The sequence below is a fragment of the Kitasatospora sp. GP30 genome (assembly GCF_029892145.1).
GTDB lineage: Bacteria > Actinomycetota > Actinomycetes > Streptomycetales > Streptomycetaceae > Kitasatospora > Kitasatospora acidiphila.
On record NZ_JARZAH010000051.1, the window covers coordinates 36,292 to 52,927 of the forward strand.

General features: G+C 69.5%; 20 protein-coding genes. 7 read left to right on the plus strand and 13 right to left on the minus strand.

Annotated elements, in window-relative coordinates:
- Positions 1–29: 29 nt before the first annotated feature.
- The 3 genes from P3T35_RS36940 to P3T35_RS36950 are packed head-to-tail and all read right to left on the minus strand — an operon-like array spanning position 30 to position 2,517.
- Positions 30–713: a dihydrofolate reductase family protein gene (locus P3T35_RS36940; protein ID WP_101385278.1), complete on the minus strand. Its 684-nt coding sequence runs from the start codon at positions 711–713 to the stop codon at positions 30–32.
- Positions 714–751: 38 nt separating this feature from the next.
- Positions 752–1,570: a class I SAM-dependent methyltransferase gene (locus P3T35_RS36945; RefSeq protein ID WP_101382301.1), complete on the minus strand. Its 819-nt coding sequence runs from the start codon at positions 1,568–1,570 to the stop codon at positions 752–754.
- Positions 1,567–2,517, minus strand: a complete 951-nt coding sequence (locus P3T35_RS36950; RefSeq protein ID WP_280709352.1) for an XRE family transcriptional regulator — start codon at positions 2,515–2,517, stop codon at positions 1,567–1,569. Before P3T35_RS36950 ends, P3T35_RS36945 begins: the two co-directional genes overlap by 4 nt.
- Before the next feature lie 574 nt (positions 2,518–3,091).
- On the opposite strand from P3T35_RS36950, the gene P3T35_RS36955 reads away from it, so the two are divergent.
- The 6 genes from P3T35_RS36955 (at position 3,092) to P3T35_RS36980 (ending at position 7,818) form a co-directional block, all read left to right on the plus strand.
- Positions 3,092–3,595, plus strand: coding sequence for an ATP-binding protein (locus P3T35_RS36955; protein WP_101382300.1), 504 nt, complete (start codon positions 3,092–3,094; stop codon positions 3,593–3,595).
- Positions 3,596–3,674: 79 nt separating this feature from the next.
- Complete coding sequence (locus tag P3T35_RS36960) at positions 3,675–3,812, plus strand: hypothetical protein (protein ID WP_180356588.1); 138 nt, start codon at positions 3,675–3,677, stop codon at positions 3,810–3,812.
- A 14-nt stretch (positions 3,813–3,826) separates the two neighbouring features.
- Positions 3,827–5,017: a cupin domain-containing protein gene (locus P3T35_RS36965; protein WP_101382299.1), complete on the plus strand. Its 1,191-nt coding sequence runs from the start codon at positions 3,827–3,829 to the stop codon at positions 5,015–5,017.
- On the plus strand, positions 5,014–5,919 hold the full coding sequence (locus P3T35_RS36970; protein ID WP_101382298.1) for an aldo/keto reductase: 906 nt from the start codon (positions 5,014–5,016) through the stop codon (positions 5,917–5,919). The genes P3T35_RS36965 and P3T35_RS36970 overlap by 4 nt, the downstream gene beginning before the upstream one ends.
- A gap of 202 nt (positions 5,920–6,121) precedes the next feature.
- Complete coding sequence (locus P3T35_RS36975) at positions 6,122–6,751, plus strand: phosphotransferase (RefSeq protein ID WP_280709357.1); 630 nt, start codon at positions 6,122–6,124, stop codon at positions 6,749–6,751.
- Between the two features lie 206 nt (positions 6,752–6,957).
- Complete coding sequence (locus P3T35_RS36980; RefSeq protein ID WP_143676905.1) at positions 6,958–7,818, plus strand: hypothetical protein; 861 nt, start codon at positions 6,958–6,960, stop codon at positions 7,816–7,818.
- Here the strand turns inward: P3T35_RS36980 and cutA are convergent.
- From cutA to P3T35_RS37005, 5 genes are all read right to left on the minus strand, one after another.
- Complete coding sequence (gene cutA / locus P3T35_RS36985) at positions 7,811–8,134, minus strand: divalent-cation tolerance protein CutA (RefSeq protein WP_101382295.1); 324 nt, start codon at positions 8,132–8,134, stop codon at positions 7,811–7,813. The genes P3T35_RS36980 and cutA overlap by 8 nt on opposite strands.
- Positions 8,135–8,442: 308 nt before the next feature.
- Positions 8,443–9,270, minus strand: a complete 828-nt coding sequence (locus tag P3T35_RS36990) for a phosphotransferase (RefSeq protein ID WP_180356587.1) — start codon at positions 9,268–9,270, stop codon at positions 8,443–8,445.
- Positions 9,271–9,430: 160 nt separating this feature from the next.
- Complete coding sequence (locus P3T35_RS36995) at positions 9,431–10,114, minus strand: NUDIX hydrolase (RefSeq protein WP_101382294.1); 684 nt, start codon at positions 10,112–10,114, stop codon at positions 9,431–9,433.
- Between the two features lie 80 nt (positions 10,115–10,194).
- Positions 10,195–11,724 (minus strand): hypothetical protein, encoded by a 1,530-nt coding sequence (locus tag P3T35_RS37000; protein ID WP_101382293.1) that lies wholly within the window; start codon positions 11,722–11,724, stop codon positions 10,195–10,197.
- Between the two features lie 43 nt (positions 11,725–11,767).
- Complete coding sequence (locus P3T35_RS37005) at positions 11,768–12,421, minus strand: hypothetical protein (protein ID WP_101382292.1); 654 nt, start codon at positions 12,419–12,421, stop codon at positions 11,768–11,770.
- Between P3T35_RS37005 and P3T35_RS37010 the strand changes: the two genes are divergently transcribed.
- Positions 12,420–12,617, plus strand: a complete 198-nt coding sequence (locus tag P3T35_RS37010; protein WP_101382291.1) for a hypothetical protein — start codon at positions 12,420–12,422, stop codon at positions 12,615–12,617. The genes P3T35_RS37005 and P3T35_RS37010 overlap by 2 nt on opposite strands.
- A 100-nt stretch (positions 12,618–12,717) precedes the next feature.
- Here P3T35_RS37010 and P3T35_RS37015 read toward each other — a convergent pair whose 3' ends face one another.
- The 5 genes from P3T35_RS37015 to mnmA form a co-directional block, all read right to left on the minus strand.
- Positions 12,718–13,524, minus strand: coding sequence for a hypothetical protein (locus tag P3T35_RS37015; RefSeq protein ID WP_143676904.1), 807 nt, complete (start codon positions 13,522–13,524; stop codon positions 12,718–12,720).
- A 143-nt stretch (positions 13,525–13,667) separates the two neighbouring features.
- Complete coding sequence (locus P3T35_RS37020; protein WP_218976707.1) at positions 13,668–13,874, minus strand: hypothetical protein; 207 nt, start codon at positions 13,872–13,874, stop codon at positions 13,668–13,670.
- Positions 13,875–14,015: 141 nt separating this feature from the next.
- Positions 14,016–14,705 carry an SDR family oxidoreductase gene (locus P3T35_RS37025; RefSeq protein ID WP_101382289.1) on the minus strand — a complete coding sequence of 230 codons (690 nt, stop codon included), beginning with the start codon at positions 14,703–14,705 and terminating at the stop codon, positions 14,016–14,018.
- 53 nt (positions 14,706–14,758) lie between these two features.
- Entirely contained in the window at positions 14,759–15,289 is a 531-nt protein-coding gene (locus P3T35_RS37030; RefSeq protein WP_101382288.1) for a TIGR00730 family Rossman fold protein, read from the minus strand.
- A 41-nt stretch (positions 15,290–15,330) separates the two neighbouring features.
- Entirely contained in the window at positions 15,331–16,473 is a 1,143-nt protein-coding gene (gene mnmA / locus P3T35_RS37035) for a tRNA 2-thiouridine(34) synthase MnmA (RefSeq protein WP_101382287.1), read from the minus strand.
- Between the last annotated feature and the right edge of the window lie 163 nt (positions 16,474–16,636).

The window sequence follows — 16,636 nt, forward strand, 5'->3', positions numbered from 1 at the left end:
AACCGCACCGCGCGCCCCTGTGCGCCCCCTTATGCCGATGCCTCCCTCGGGGCGTACCGCAGCAGCACCACGTCCCCCACGGCCCGCGCCTCCAGCAGCCGCATCCGCCAGCTGCTGCCACCGGGGAACTCCGCCGGATACACAAAGCGCGGCGCTCCCGCCTCCCCCACCAGCAGCGGCGCGACGGCCAGATGGACCTCGTCGGCCAGCCCCTGTGAGAGGAACTGAGTGTGGATCTGGCCGCCACCCTCGACCATCAGCCGCTCCACACCCCGGCCGGCGAGGTCAGCGAGCATCACCCCGAAGTCCACGGTCTCGCCCGTGCTGACCACATCCGCCAGCCCGTCGAGGCGATCACGCAGCTTCAGTGCTCCGGCGTCCGTCGTGTAGACGACCTTCTTGTCCCCGAAGTGCCAGAACTTGAGATCCCGGTCCAGATCGCCGCTACCAGTGACGGTGACCTTCAACGGGTACTCGGCTTTGCCCGCCGCCACCCGATCGGCCCGCCGCTTCTCGCTGTTGACCAGCAGCCTCGGATTGTCACTGCGCAGGGTGTTGCCACCGATGAGGATGGCGTCCGACTCGGCCCGCACCTGGTCAACCCGATCGAAGTCGTCCGCGTTCGAGAGCAGCAGGCGCTGCGGCGAGGTGTCGTCGATGTAGCCGTCAATCGAACTGGCAACGCTCAGCAGGACGAAGGGACGCTCGGCCATCATGGCTCCGATCTTCGCAGATGCGGTTGCGAACCGCGCTATGACGCACAAACGAGGATTCCACCGCGACAACTGATCCTGAAACAGCCCTCATTGGCGATGGCCTCTGCAACAATCTCCTGCGCCCGCACCACGGTTTCCTGGAACGGCACCCCGCCCTGCTCGGCCCAGGCATCGTACGAGGCGAGATGGGCCACCACCGGGGCCGGGTCGGTGACTTCGATGATGCCCGGCAGTTCTCGAACCCGGACGTCGCTGAACTCCGCAGCCAAGAAGGCAGGGGCCTTCTCCAACGAGAAGCGAGAGCTGAGCGACACCCGTGCCGGTCCCTCGGGAACACCGAGCACGTCGCCCGCCGCCCTTGCCCACAGCTGGTCCAACTCGCGCTTGTCAGCGTCGCTGTTGGTCGAGGCGACGAGCAGGCCGCCGGGCCGGAGGACCCGTGCCAGTTCCTTCACCGTGGCCGCGATGTCCCGCACGTGGTACAGCATGTGGAGCGCGAGCATCGCGTCGGCGATGCCGTCAGTGAAGGGCAGAGCCTGGGCGTCAGCCACCAGAACCGGCTTCGCGACATCGGCGAGGATCCCAGCCGAGATGTCCACTCCGACGACCCGTAGATCCGGGCGCTCCTGGTGCAGGCGACTGACGAACTTGCCGTTGCCGCAACCGATGTCGAGAACGGTGCCGTTGACCTCGGCCAGTTCTTCCGTGACGAGTCCCGGCAGATCGTACTGCGGATGCTGCCATCGGTAGATCGACTGACGGGCCGCCAGGTGGCGTCCGTCGGCGTACGCCTTGCCCGCGAGGGTCGTCCTGTCGGCAACTGCTGCGTCCTGCGGGGCGGTATTGCTCGTCACGTGACTGGCTCCGAGGGGTTGGTGAGCGCGGGCCGGGAACAGGCTTCCCGGACATTCTCGCGGAGGCTCCGGGCGATTGGGGAGCCTCCGTAGACGGGCTCGGAGAGACGACTGCTCAGTGCGCTGAGGCGGGTGGAGATGCTGGCCGTTCGTCGGTCGGGTGCGGCGTCGAGCACGACGGCTAGCTCCTTCCCAGCACCAGCAATGTCGCCAAGGTCGAGGCGAGCGCCGGCAAGGTCAAGGCGGGCGGCCAGCAGGTCGCCAGAGGACTGATCCTGCTGCGGCGCAGACTCGTACATGGAGATAGCCATGGTTGACGCGTCGATCGCCCGATTCACGTGCGAGCGGCTGCCCAGGGCAAGGAGTGTGGTACCCGCATACGCCCATTGCTTGGCCTCCGGAAAAGCGAACACACCGGGAAGGTCCACATCGGGAAGTACCGTAGTTCGAGCTAAAGTTGCGGCCTCCACCGCCCGCAAGGCCTGCGCCGTATCGCCGAGGGCAGCGGCGGCGCGAGCTTCGAGGCTGAGAAGGCGGGCGGCAACGGTCCCGCCGTCGGCAAACGGCTGCCCAGCTCTGGCCAACTCGGCAGCCCGGCGGTAGTCCTGCTGCCAGTATGCGATCAGCGACTGGACAGATCTGGTCCAGGCCCGAAGCCCGTTGTGACCGGCGGATTCTGCACACCGCCAGGCCGTTCGTGAGTGAGTGGCCGCAGCCGTGTACTGGCCGAGATCGAGGGCAACGTGAGTGGCCAGCCCGCACAGGCGTCCCGCTTGGAGGTAGAGCTGGGCTGCCTGGTAAGGGTGTTGGCGTCCTCGGACCAATTCAAACACGGCTCGCTTGAGAGCTCCGATCTCGTGGAAGAGCTCGGCCACGGGTCTGCTGACGTAGTCAGCCGCGAGTCGGGCAACATCCGCGTCAATCTGCTCCAGCAGGGCCTCATCCACGTTGGTCGCACTCGCGATAGCGAGAAAGTGGGCTGACTCTGCCGAGTCGGCTGCTACTGCGGCAACGATCGAACGGGCGCCGTCTTCCGGTGGCCAGTCAGGCTCCGGGAGCCGGCTTCCGCCCTGACTGCTGTGGGTACACGGGACTCTGTCCTGTGGTACTGGTGGTCGTACAGCAAGCAGCTCGCTCAACTGATCGGCCGAGACCTTCAGGGCGCGGGCGAGCTTTGGCCTCATCCATGGCTGCGGGGTCGCTCTGCCACTCTCCCAGCGTCCCACGGTTGTGCGGTCCACCCGGAGGACTTCAGCCAGCGATTCCTGCGTGTGGCCGACTGCCTCCCTGCGCTGGATGAACTGGTGTCTCCTGGGTGCCATCGCGTGTCCTCCCATGATGCGCCAGTCAGGCCGGAGCCGAAACGCCAGGTCATGCCACAGCATGCAGCACCGATGCCTCATCGGTGCATCAATTCTGCTCTGGTCCAGCGGGCTTGGAGGCAGTTCTGTAGACCCTGCCGGGTGAATTCCGGCAGGGGTTGGCCAACTGTCGACCCATCCCGGTGAAAGGTCCGCACTAATGTCCGTCGCCACACGCCACATCCCCACACCGGCACCCTTCGGCCTTCGTGTACAGCCCAGCGCCGAGGCCGTGCCCGAAGCCCGGCGGCTGGTGATACAGGCTGTCCGACGGTGGGAGCTGCCACTGACGGAGGAGGCGCTGCGCGACGTCGAACTCTTGGCCAGCGAGGTCATCACCAACGCCGTGGTTCACACCGCGCAGACCTGCCAGGTGTCCGTCCGCTGGACGGGCATGCGGCTCCGTGTAGAGGTCGCCGATACCAGTGCGGAGCTGCCAGAGGCAGTCGGCTCGGAGGCTGAGGCGACGTCCGGGCGCGGGCTCTTCCTGGTGGACGCGTTGGCCACGGCCTGGGGCATGGAATCCCTTGAGACCGGCGGTAAGCGGACCTGGTTCGAGGTGTCTTCCAGCGCCGTGGCGAGCGATTCTCGGCCCGCCGCCTTGGCTCGGGCGGCGCAACCTCCGGAGCCTGGTGAACCGTTGCCGTCGCTCACCACCGCCTAGGAACCTCCCCGCTGGCGCCACCCGAAGTCTTCCCGCCGGAAACCCCGGTGGGAGTTCCCAAATAGAAGGGAAGAAGCACATGGTGCAGGACACCCCGGCGGCCCCGGCCGCTGACGGTGGTCTCCTGGTCGCTGCCAGGAAGATCACCGCTGCTCGGACCCGTGCCGAGCAGCCGTCCGACAACACGGGCGGCCGTTCCGACCAGAACGACACCTGAGTCGGACGCCCACGATGCTTGATGCTGCCTCGTGGGCGGCGCGTCTGGGCGGGGAGTCCTTCCTCGCCCAGACGCTCCACCGCTCCTACGCCGTCTTCCCGGGCAGGGCCGCCGATGTCGCCGGCCTGCTGTCCTGGGACGACCTGAACACCATCCTCGCCACCCACCGACTGGAGCCCCCGCGGCTTCGCCTGTCTCTGGACGGCGAGACGGTGCCCCACACCCGGTACACGGTGCCGATGACCAACCGGCGAGCCGTGACCTGGCACCGCCTTCACCCGGCCGACCTCCACGCCCAGTTGACCAAGGGCGCCTCGCTCGTCTTGGACTCGATCGACACGATCCACCCACCGATCGGGGCCGCTGCCGACGCCCTGGAACGGTTCGTCGGCACGCAAGTGCAGGTCAACGCCTACGCCTCGTGGACCGAGCGCGAGGGCTTCGGGACGCACTGGGACGACCACGACGTGGTGGTCGTCCAGATGTACGGGGCGAAGCGATGGAAGCTGTTCGGGGCCACCCGGACCGCTCCGACCTTCCGCGACGTGGAAGCCCCGGAGGAGCCACAGGGTGAACCGCTCGCCGACCTGGTACTGAACGCTGGTGACGTGCTCTACGTGCCGCGCGGCTGGTGGCATGCGGTCAGCGCGGACCAGGGAACCGAGTCCTTGCACCTGACCTTCGGCCTGGTCACCCACACCGGGGCCGATCTGCTCAACTGGGTCGTGGATGAGATGCGTTCGCGACTCGCGCTGCGGCTGGACGTGCCACGCTTCGGCTCACCGCCCGAACAGGCCGCGTTCGTCGCCGAGTTGTGTGAGGTGATGGCGGTCGAGCTGGCGGATCCGGATCTGGTCAGCCGTTGGGCTCAGTCGGTGGACACCACCCACTTCGGCCGTGCGGTGCCCTCGCTGCCTTACGTCAACGGCCTTCCGAATCGTCCGGAGGTGTCGGTGCGCCTGACCGCTCCTCGGGCACGACTGACGGAGAACGAAGCCGAAGGCACTGTGACGCTTGCGGCGGCGGGGACCGAATGGGACTTCGCCGATCAGGCCGGCCCGCTGTTGCGGGTGCTGCTGAGAGGGCAACCGGTCACGCTGGCCTCGCTGGCCGCGACGGCCGACCTGGAGGTCAAGGACGTGGCCTCGCTGGTGTCCGTCCTGATCGAGGGCCAAGCGGCTGCTGTGGTGGGGACGGCGCTGTGACAGCCGTTCTCGCGTTGGGAACCTACCGGGTGCGCGCCGTCGAGCAGGCGGCGCGCACCGCCCTCGCCTCCGGAGCGGCGTGGGTGGACACAGCCCCCAACTACGCGCACGGTCGGGCGCACCAGGACTTGGCACCCGTTCTGGCTGAGCACCCGACAGGCGGGGTCAGCACCAAGACGGGGTTCCACACGGTCGCACAGGGTCGTTCCGCTGTCGCGGCCGGGGTGATTAGCCAGGAACAGGCGGCCATCGGGCACTGCCTCGACCCCGCGTTCGTCCGCTGGCAGACCGCGCAGTCCCTGAGGGTGCTGGGCCGCGCGAGCGTGGTGTTCGTGCACAACCCCGAGCGAGCCGCACCGGACCGCGACCGGAGCCGACTGCATGGTTCACTACGGGCGGCGTTCGCCGTGCTGGAGGAGCTCGCCCAGGCCGGGAGGATCGGCGGGTACGGCGTCGCCACCTGGTCGGGTCTGGAGTCGGGCGCGTTCACGGTGCCGGATCTCGCACGGCTCGCTCGGGAGGCTGCCGGCTCAGACTCGCACAACTTCAGCGGGCTGCAACTGCCGGTGAGCCTGGTGATGGCCGACCAGATCGCGCAGGGGCTGCAGGGTGGTGGACCGCTCGTGGACGCGCGGCGCTTCGGGGTTACCACCTTCGGTTCCGCGCCACTGCACGGCGGTGAGCTGCCCGGGCTGATGACACCCGAACTGGTGGAGTTGATCCGCCCCGGCCTGTCGGCCCCGGCCGCTGCGCTGTTGGTGGCGGCTTCGTGCCCCGCGCTGGACGTGGTGCTGTTGTCGGCCAGCAGCCAGCAGCACTGGAACGATGCTGCCCAGGCACTGGCCGAACCGCTGGACGTTGACCGACTCGGAAGGGTGATCGATGTACTCGCCACCGGATGAAGCAATCAGGTTGCGGATGGAGGCCGCGCACCGGGACGCGGCCTACCGATTGGGGGTGCACTGTGACGGCGCCCCGGTCTGGGGAGTCCAGGGACTCACGCTCAGCCGGCGGGCCGGAAGCAGGTGGTTGCGCGTTTTCTCGACCAAACGAACCGCTGGTGCTCGGCCGAGCGGTGAAGGCATCGCGGGTGCGGAGGCGCTGGTGCCTGACGACGTACCGCGCCCTCGGCTGCACGGCTCGCTCGACTGGGTCACGGACGGGTTCGGCTACGGCGCCGACCTCCTCGACTTCGTGACGCACCCGGTCATCTCGCCGCACCGCCCCGATCTGGACCACGATCCCCGATTGCCTGACGAGTGGTGGAACAGCCTGCGTCGTGCCCTCACCCAGCTCGGGCAGGCTCAGGGTGTGCGGACGACGGTGCGAGACAGCTGGTTCGAGAAAGCGTTCCCCCAGTTCCTCGGTGTCCCGGCCCCGGAGAAAGTCGAGAGGGTCACCGGCCACGGTGACCTGCACTGGGGCAACCTGACCGCGCCGCTGGTGATTCTCGACTGGGAGCGCTGGGGCCTGCTCCCCCTGGGCTACGACCTCGGCATACTGCACGTGAACAGCCTCCTCGTCCCCGAGGTGGCCGGTCGCATCCGCACGGAGTTCGCCGACGTGCTGGGCTCCCCCGCCGGCCGGATCGGCGAACGCGCCGCCCTCGCCGAGATGCTGCAAGCCGTCGCACGCGGCTACTACCCCGAGCTCGCCCCGCTCCTCGCCGCCCGAGCCGCCGAACTCACCGGCGTCCAACCTCCCGTTCCCGCGAGTTCGGAGATCCCGGCCTGACGGGCGCCGCTCGCTGGCAGAACCCGGCAGCTTCCAACCGCGTTTGCGGGACGTTTGGGACACCTCACCGATACGGTTCGTCCCGTCCCCTACGGGCCCAAGAGGTGAACTATGAATCACGCTCTCCGCCGTGCGATGGCCAGTGCCAAGATGACCGAAGCGCAGCTCGCAGAGGCATGCGGCGTTGACGGCAAGACGGTCAGCCGATGGATCGCCTGGAACGCTCAACGGCCCTGATGTTCACGACTGAGGAACACACACCGGCCCGTCTCCTCGCAGCCCGGCTATCAGCCCATCTGGACACCATCACCTCAGTCCTCCCCAGCGCGGGTGCCCATCAGCGGGCGCTCACAATCACTGCAGGCGAGACGGCGGCGCTGGCAGGCTGGATCCACTGGGACCTCGGCGACTACGCGACAGCCCGCCAGTACTACTCGACGGCCGCTTTTGCCGGGAAGAACGCCGGACACGGTGCAGTCAACGCGCTGACGCTCGGCTATGCGTCGTACGGAGTGGACCCAGCCAAGGCCAGGGAGATGTTGTCGGCGGCACAGGACCAGGTCCGAGGCCCTGGGTATGCGACGGCGCGAGCGTGGCTGTGCGCACGAGAGGCCGAGGAAGCGGCGAAGCAAGGCGACCGCGAAGGAGCTATCCGAGCACTGGAACGGGCTACCACCGCATTCGACTACGCCAATCCGGACGGCGAGCAGGCATGGGTGAGCTTCTTCCGCCGTGCACGGCTCGGCTCCATGACCGTTGCCACCTACGCGACGCTGGACCATCCCGCGCTCGGAGCTGCCGCCGACGAGACGCTGACCGCGCTGGGGAGCGATGACACGAAGGTCCGGGTCGCCATCCTTGGCGACATGGCGACCGGCTATCTAATGACGGGCGACGTCGAACAGGCGGTGGAGATCGGCCGACGGGCTCTGGCGGCCACCGTCGAGACCGAGACGACCATGGGCAAGGTCCGACTTCTCTCCCTCGCCAAGCAATTGCCGGAGCAGAACAGCGTGGCCCGTGGCTTCAGTGACGAGATCCGAGCCACGCTGGGTGCTGTCAGTTGACGGTCTCGGAGTTCACCCAGTCCAGGTACGCCGTGCTACCGGTGACCACGGGGACACCGATGATCTCCGGGGTGTCGTAGCTGTGCTGCTCGCCGATAAAGGCGGCCAGGCGGTCGGCCAGGTCCGCGCGGGTCTTGAAGTCGATGCGCCACTCCGGCTCGGCCTGCACGTCACCGTCCCACCAGTAGACCGAGTTGATCGGGTAGACCTGCGCGCAGGCGGCGAGACGTTCACGGACCATAGCCGCAGCGAGCGCACGGGCCTTGTCCTCGGCGTCATGAGTGGTGGTCACCACGATGAAGTCTCGATTCGTCATGAGTCGAGCGTAGAGGGAGGTAGGGCGCTGGGGGATCCGTTGTCCTGAACTTGGTCGTCCGAGCGACGGCACACGCTCCTTCACTGACCGGCCGTCCCATCGAACAGGAAGCAGAGCGCCACGCAGCACCGTTTCCGATCCGTCCTCCTCACCCCGAACGACACCATGCTGCTGATCAAGCGCATCCGCCCTGGTATCGACCCGTACCGGGGGTGATCGTCGGCCGCAAGATTGAACCGACCGACGCCAGCCCCATGGACGCCCTTCGGCGCGAGGTCCGAGAGGAGGGAGTACCGGCAGTTCGTGCGTCAGGGCGCATGAAGCTCCTTCGCCACCTGCTCGGCCACCGCACGAGCACCGGCAAGGCGCGGATCCCCGGGGCGAGCGTACGGCCCGAGGAGCTTCGCCGCGACGAACAACGTCATCAGCTTGCCGTCCCGGCTCGCGAAGTCCGCCCTCCGTTCGACGCGGACGCGATCGGACAAGGTCGGAACGGCAAGCGACGCCGCCCACAAGGTCGCCGCGTCAAGGCCGCGCGGGGCCATGCCCCAGTCCTCCCAATCGAAGACGCAGAACTGCGGCGCCGTCACGTTCGCCCAGTTCAGATCCGCGTGCGCTGGGCACCACTCACTCACCGTGGCGTCGACGTCCGGGAACACCTGACGGATCGTCTGCGTCACCAGTGCTTGGGTGATCGTCTCCGTGTCCGGCGTGGCGATCCGGTTCGTCTGCTGTCCCGCGAGGGCATCGAGCGAAGCATTCAGCTCCGCCCACCACCCGGAGGGCAGATCCGGAGCCTCGGCCACAACTGCGGACCCGACCGGTGCGGATGGCAGAAGCTCGGTCTCATCAGCTCGCCACATGACCGGCTCGGCCTCGTCCCGCCAAGCGATGCCGACCAGCCACTCGGGCTTCGAAATCCCCTGCAGTGCCTCTGCGGAAGGCGTGCCGTCCCCGCCCTGAACGCCGATCCGGTCCAGCCCTCGCCGCTCGATGCGTACCCACGTGCCGCGCTCCGTACGAGCTCCCACCGACCGCCGCTTGCGGACCACGGTGGTCCGGTCGAGCCGCGTCCCCAGGGCCGCCTCGACCCGCTGCAGAACCTCGTCCACCGATGCTCGGCGTAGATCCGTCATGGGAAAACGGTATCGACGACCAGCAGAGTTGGGAGCCACTTCGACGAGCCGCCGACCACTCGGCTACACCTCGGCTGTCGTTCGGAGACCGCCTCACCGAGCTGCCGGTGGCGGCCCTTTGGGAGCACGGGACGCGGCAGGGCCAGTTCTGGCCGGCCGCCTACGGGAGTGCCGGGCCTCCCAGCAGCCCCGCCAGCCGCGCCCGGTAGAGCACGGCCACGGTGAAGCCGTCGGTGATCCGGCCGTCGGCCACCAGTTGCTCGGCCTCGGCGAACGAGAACCGCACCGCCCGCCGGATGCCCTCGGCGCGCTCCACCTCGCCGTGGCCGGTCAACCGGGCCGCGTAGAGCACCACATGGCCGGCCACCAGGCCGGTGTCGGGGTGCAGCCGGCCCAGTGGCAGCAGTTCGTCGGCCCGGGCGCCGAGTTCCTCGGCCAGTTCGCGGCGGGCGTTCTGCTCGTCGTCGGCACCCGGTTCGCCGTAGCCGCGCGGGGCCTCCAGGTGCCAGGAGCGGGTGGCGTGCCGGTAGTGCTCCAGCAGCAGCACGCCGTCGGGCAGCACCGGCAGCACCACCACGCCCGGTGCCCCGGCGGTGCCCAGCATCCTCAGGTGCAGGCCGAGGCCGCCGCCGGGGAAGCGCACCGGGTCGCGCAGCAGGGTGACGTACGGGTCGGCGTACACCACCCCGGACTGCGCGGCGGCCACCGGTGCCGTGCCGCCGCGGTCGTGCACCGCCTGCTCGGCCGCGGCGGCCTCGGCCGGCGTGGTGAGGATCTGGATGCCGTCGGGGTCGTTGCGGAACAGCTCGGGCCGGTCGGTGCGGAGCTGGGCGTAGCGGTCCATGGAAGTCCTTTCCTGCCTGCCGTCCATGGTGCCCGCTGCACCCGCTCCGCATCCGGGAGTTGACCTCGAGTTGCCCCGGGTCAGCCGACTCGCTCCGGCTCGGCCAGTTCGGCGGCCTCGGCCCGGCCGCCCACCGCCCCGACCTCGGTGAACCCGGCCAGGCGCAGATCCGCGATCAGCGTCTCCCACTGCCGCAGCCCGCTGCCCGGGAACCGCCCCTCGATCACCCGCAGGCTGCTGTCCAGCCGGGCCTGCTCGGCGCGGCCCACCTGCCGGTTGACCAGCAGCCGGACCACCACCGGCGCGGCCCGGTTGGCGAACGCCCGGGTGACCTCGCCGAGGATCTCGAACGCCGGATTGGCGCCCAGCAGCACCCGGACCCCGGCGTTGGCCACCTCGACCAGCAGCTCCACCGTCGGCATCCAGCGCGCCATCCGGGCCGCCACCCGCCGCTTGGACACCAGCGAACTGGCCTCCCGGAGCATCTCCACATACGCGGCCACCACGGCCGGCGCACCGTGCTCGGGGTCGGCGAACCGGGCCGGCTCGGCCACCAGGGGGTCGGTGAGCAGCCCCTGGAGCCGGGCCAGATAGCGGCGCCACTGCGGGGTGCCGCGCAGCGCCAGCACGTCCGTCAGCGTGAGTTCGGCGAACGATTCGACGAACAGGCCTTCCTGGACCACCTCGAAGGCGGTGCGGCGGACGATCTCCACCAACTGCTCGGGAGCCAGGTCCCGTCCGGGCGTCTGCCGCTTCAGGTGCCACTCCTGCAGCGCGGAGCGGGGCGGCGAGCCCTGCGGGGTGAGGGCGTAGGCGCCGAGGCGGTCGGCCAGGTTGACGTTGTAGGCGAGGTCGATCAGCTGCTTGATCTCGGCGCCGAACTTCCTGGTCGGGTCGTAGCCGCGGTCCGCCGGGTTGGCGCCGTCGGTCACCACGAAGTGCCGGTAGATGTCGTCGCGCAGCACCAGGCCGGTCTCCCGGATCCGGGTGTTGCAGAAGTCCGCCACGTCCAACAGCCGCTCGCGCAGCCGTTCCTGGCGCTCCGCCGGCACTTCGAGGACGCGGGCCAGGGCTGGCACGTCGATCAGGTTGAGGTCGTGCGCGTAGCGGGAGAACTCCCGGCCGAGCGCCTGCGCGTCCTCCGCGTTGGCGGCGTCGTCCCAGTCCATCCGCAGGCAGCTCAGCCGGGTCTCCTGGCAGACCCGGCTCCAGCCCTGCCAGCCGGCGCCGTCCACCCCGAACCACGGCTCCTGCACCGGGGAGGACTCGTTCCAGAGGAAGGGGATCAGGACGCCGTCGGCCAGCAACCGCTTGAACGCCTCGCGCTGCGGGGAGTCGTTCAGGTAGTCACGCGCCACGGCCGGGTTGTTGTAGAGGTAGGCCCGGTTGACCACCGTCTGCTCGCCGTTGACCAGGGCCCGCACGTACTCGGCCCGGACCCGCTCGTCCTGCCTGCGCAGCGCGGCCCTGGCGGAGAGCCGCCCGTCCCACAGGCCGCGCAGTTCCGGGGTGGCGAGCCACTGGTTGTCGAGGGCCTGGGCTATGACCGGCACCTGCTTCAGGCCGTCCGGCCCGATCGGTTCGAAGTCGACGTTCGCCTCGCTGGACATACGAGCGACTCTATCGGGGCACAGTGACGGTTCGTCAGGCTTTTCAGGCGGAGTTCACCTTCTGCTGGAAGGTGCCGCTGTCGATCACCTGGTCCGCCGGCGGGGCCTGGACGTCCACCGGCTTGTTGAAGTCGCTGAGGTCCACGATGCCGCCGTCCGAGCCGTTGTTCACCACCCTGAGCAGGTACGGCTGCTCGTCGGCCGCGGGGTACAGGATGCTGGGCCCGCTGTCATCGGTCACGTTGACGGTCAACGCACGGGCGCCGTCGACGAAGGCGTAGTCGCCCTTGTGGGCGCTGCTCTTCGTGGAGTCCTCGTTGAGCGCCTCGTCAAGGCCCGCGAGCACGCCGCACACATCGGCCATCCCCTGGAGGTCCGGGTCGTCCTGGGCGCCGGTCAGCCAGCGGCCCTTGAACAGCTCGGCGACGGCGTCCCCGGCCTGCGGGTTGCCCTTCTGGGCCGCCATGTTCTTCCAGTACGTCGCATCCGGCTTGATCCAGGTGCCGGCGCTGTTGTGGATCAGTTCGATCGAGCCGGTGTCACCAGTGGTCACGGTGCCCGTGCAGTTCTTGTTCTTGTCGGCGGAGACGTCGAGGGTCATCTTCTGACCGTCTGACATGGCGTAACCGGCCACGTGCACGGTGCTGACCGCACCCATCGTGGCCCTGATCTGATCGACGACCTGGTCAGCCGACATGCTGCTCAGGTCCGGGACGGACGGGGACGCGCCGGCCGCGGCGGAGGTGCTCGCCGGGGCGGCCACCGAAGCCGGGGCGGCCGCCTTGCCGGAGGAGCCCCGCGAGCCCCCGCAGGCGGTGGCCCCGGCGGCCAGAACGGCACAGAGCACGGCGGAGGAGCGGGTGAGCCGGCTGGAGTACATGGCGATCCTCTGACCTCTGGCTGAACGGCTTGCGCGGACTTCCACAACGGGGGACGGCCCGTCGGCCTGCTCCGCCGACGGACCGTCCTGCCTACCTGCCTACCTGCTCACCGCTACACGGACGTCAGCTTCTTCTGGAACACGGTGTAGTCGATCGTCTGGTCCGCCGGCGGGGCCTCGACGGTGATCGGCTTGTTGAAGTCGCTGAAGTCCATGGTGCCGCCGTCCGCGCTCTTGTCCTCGATGCGCAGCGCGTAGGGCTGGCCCTGGGTGGCGACGTAGATGGTGCTGGGGCCGCTGTCGTCGGTCGCGTTGATGGGCAGGGCGGGGGTGCCGTTGACGGTGGTGGGGGCACCCTTGGTGGCGCCGGTCGACTTGGAGGTGTCGTCGGCGAAGTGCGGGAGCAGGCCGCACATGGCGGCGATCTGCTGCATCTTCTGGTCGCCGGGAGGGGCGGTCACCCAACGGCCGTTGAGGAGCTTGGCGATGGCGGGCCCCTGCTGTGCGTGACCCTCCTGGGCGGCCATGTCCTGCCAGAACGCCGCGTCCGGCTTGATCCAGGTGTTGGTGCTGTTGTGGATCAGCTCCACGTTGCCGCTCGAGCCGATGCCCATCGTGCCCGTGCAGTTCTGCTGCTTGTCCATCTGCAGCTTGAACGAGATCTTCTGGCCGTCCGAGTTCGTGGTTCCGGCCATCCGCGCCGACGTCAGGGAGACCATCGCCGTCTTGGCCTGGTCGGAGATCTGGTCGGCCGACATGGTGCTGAGGTCCGGGCCGGACGGAGAAGCGGCCGCGGAGGCCGAGGCGGGAGCGGGCGCGGGCGCGGCCGAGTTGGTGGCGCCCTTCGACCCGCACGCGGTGGCCCCGACGGCGAGAGCGGCACAGAGCACAGCGGAGCGGACGAGCCGATTGGAAAGCATGACGATCCTTCAACGCGACAAGAACGGGTCCGACCAGACGGTCCGACAAGAAGGATCACAGTATGCACATGGCCGCCCGGCCCAGTTGCACGAGGCCGGTCAAAGGACCGCCGCCGGGCTGCGCTCATGTGGTGCCGCTGGGGTTACATCAAGTGGACCTCGACGCTGAAGCCCTTGGCCAGGACCGAGTTGAGGTGCCCGGCATGGGCGCCCAAGTACTGGCGGGCGTCGCTCGACTCGGCGCTCAGCTCGAGCAGCACGTGGTCCTGAGCGCCCTCGGTGCTCTGCCCGCAGACGCAGCAGCGGAGTCGCTGGGTGGAGTCGGGTCCACCCACCACGCCGTCAGTCACTCCCAGTCACCCCTCTCGATCCTGCCGTGAGAGCGAAGGGCCACCCGCGACGGGCGCGACGGGCCCTCCACTCCCACCACGGCCGACTCCCCCGTCAGACCGGCGACGCCGAATCCCACGGCAGCCGGGTGGTACCGCCGACTACCGCCCCGGGCGCACCGTGATGTCGGTGATCTCCGCGTCGCGCGGCAGGTCGACGGCGGTCAGGATCGCCGTGGCCACCGACTCCGGGGCGATCCAGCGGTCGGCGTCGTACTCCTTGCCCTCCTGCTGGTGCACCTTGGCCTGCATCGGGGTGGCGGTGCGGCCCGGGTAGACCGAGGTGACCCGGACGCCGTTGCCGTGCTCCTCGTGGCGCAGCGAGTCGGCCAGCGCCCGCAGCCCGTGCTTGCTCGCGGCGTAGGAGCCCCACTCGGCGTGGGCGTTGTGCCCGGCGCCGGAGTTGACGAAGACCACGTGGCCGCGGGCCTGCCGCAGTTGGGGCAGCAGCAGCCGGGTCAGCTCGGCCGGGGCGACCAGGTTGATGGCCAGCGTCTCCTGCCAGACCTTGACCGGGGTGTCGCCGATCAGGCCGAGCTCCACCATGCCGGCGATGTGCAGCAGCGAGTCCAGCTCCAGCGGCAGTTGCTGGTGGCCGAACGCCCAGGACAGCTTGGCCGGGTCGGCCAGGTCGCCGACCAGGGTGCGGGCTCCCGGGAAGCGCTCGCGCAGCTCGGTGGCGCGCTTGGCGTCACGGGCGAGCAGCCAGACCTCGTCGCCGCGCTCGATCAGGCGCTGGGCGGTGACGGCCCCGATGCCGGAGCCGGCGCCGGTGAGCAGATGAGTGGGCATGACGGCCTTTCAGGTTCTTCGGGTTCTTCAGGTTCTTCGCGGTCTTCGGGTTCTCAGGAGGGTGAGCCGAGGAGGGCGAAGACCTCGGCGGGGGTCTGGACGAAGGTGATCAGCTCGTCGAGCGGGCGCGGCAGGAAGCCCTCGGTGTCCATCCGCTCCAACTGCACGCGCAGACCGGTCCAGAAGCCCTCGGTGTCCAGCACCACTATCGGCTTGCCGTGCAGGTTGTGCTTCTTGAGCTCCAGCACCTCGGTGATCTCGTCCAGCGTGCCGAGGCCGCCCACCAGCACCACCACGGCGTCCGCCCGAGCCAGCAACTCGGCCTTGCGCTCGGCCAGATCGCGGGTCATCACCAGCTCGTCCGCACCCGGGTAGCCCTTGTGCGCGAGCAGCTCGACCATGACGCCGACCAGCTTGCCGCCGGCCGCCTTGACCTCGTCGGCCAGCAGGCCCATCAGGCCGGCGTTGGAGCCGCCCCAGACCAGGGTGTGGCCGCCGGCGCCGAGCAGCCGGGCGAACTCGGCGGCGGGGGCGGTGTAGCGCTCATCGAGCGAGTACGCGGAGCAGAAGACGGTGATGTTCATGGTGCGAACAGGCTTATCAGATACCCGCTTCTCCGGTCGCCTCAGATCTTCGCGGTGTCCCGCCGCTCGGTCGCCGAGATGGTGGCCGAGCCGACCACCCGGGTGCCGTCGTACAGCACCACCGCCTGCCCCGGCGCGATACCCCGCACCGGCCGGTCCAGCCGCACCAGCAGCTCGCCACCGGCCGCCCCGGCGGTCACCGGAACCTCCTCACCGTGCGCGCGCAACTGCGCGGTGTAGCGGCCCTCCCCGACCGGAGCGGCGCCGCACCAGCGCGGCCGGATCGCGGTCAGCCCCAGCACGTCCAGGCCCTCGGCCGGACCGACCGTGACGGTGTTGGTCACCGGGGAGATGTCCAGCACGTAGCGCGGCTTGCCGTCGGCGGCCGGGCGGCCGATCCGCAGGCCCTTGCGCTGGCCGATGGTGAAGCCGTACGCCCCGTCGTGCTCGCCGAGCTTGGTGCCGTCGGCGTCCACGATGTCGCCCGCGGCCGTGCCCAGGTGCTGGGCCAGGAACTTCTGGGTGTCGCCGTCGGCGATGAAGCAGATGTCGTGGCTGTCCGGCTTCTTCGCCACCGCCAGGCCGCGCCGCTCGGCCTCGACCCGGATCTCCTCCTTGGTGGTGTCGCCGAGCGGGAAGAGCGAGTGGGCCAGCTGCTCGGCGTCCAGCACGCCCAGCACGTACGACTGGTCCTTGGCCGCGTCCACCGCGCGGTGCAGCTCGCGGCCGCCGCCGGGCAGGTCGACGATCCGCGCGTAGTGGCCGGTGCAGACCGCGTCGAAGCCCAGCGCCACCGCCTTGTCCAGCAGCGCCGCGAACTTGATCTTCTCGTTGCAGCGCAGGCACGGGTTGGGCGTGCGGCCGGCCGCGTACTCCGCGACGAAGTCGTCGATCACGTCCTCGCGGAACCGCTCGGCCAGGTCCCAGACGTAGAACGGGATGCCGATCACATCGGCGGCCCGGCGGGCGTCCCGGGAGTCCTCCAGGGTGCAGCAGCCGCGGGCGCCGGTCCGGAACGACTGCGGGTTGGACGACAGTGCCAGGTGCACGCCGGTGACCTCGTGCCCGGCTTCGGCCGCGCGGGCGGCGGCGACGGCGGAGTCGACCCCGCCGGACATCGCGGCGAGCACGCGCAGACGGGAACCGGTGGACGGGTCGCTCGGGGCACCTGGGAAGTCAGTCATAGTGCTCCCAAGCGTACGCAATGGGCTGTGGGCCTATGCCGGCCGTCTCAGCGCCGACCGGCGTTGCGGGCCCGCTGCCCTGCTGGCGCCGACCGGCAGTTCGGGCCCGCTGGTCCGCTAGCGCCAACCGGCGTTACAGGCCCGCTGCCCTGCTGGCGCCGAC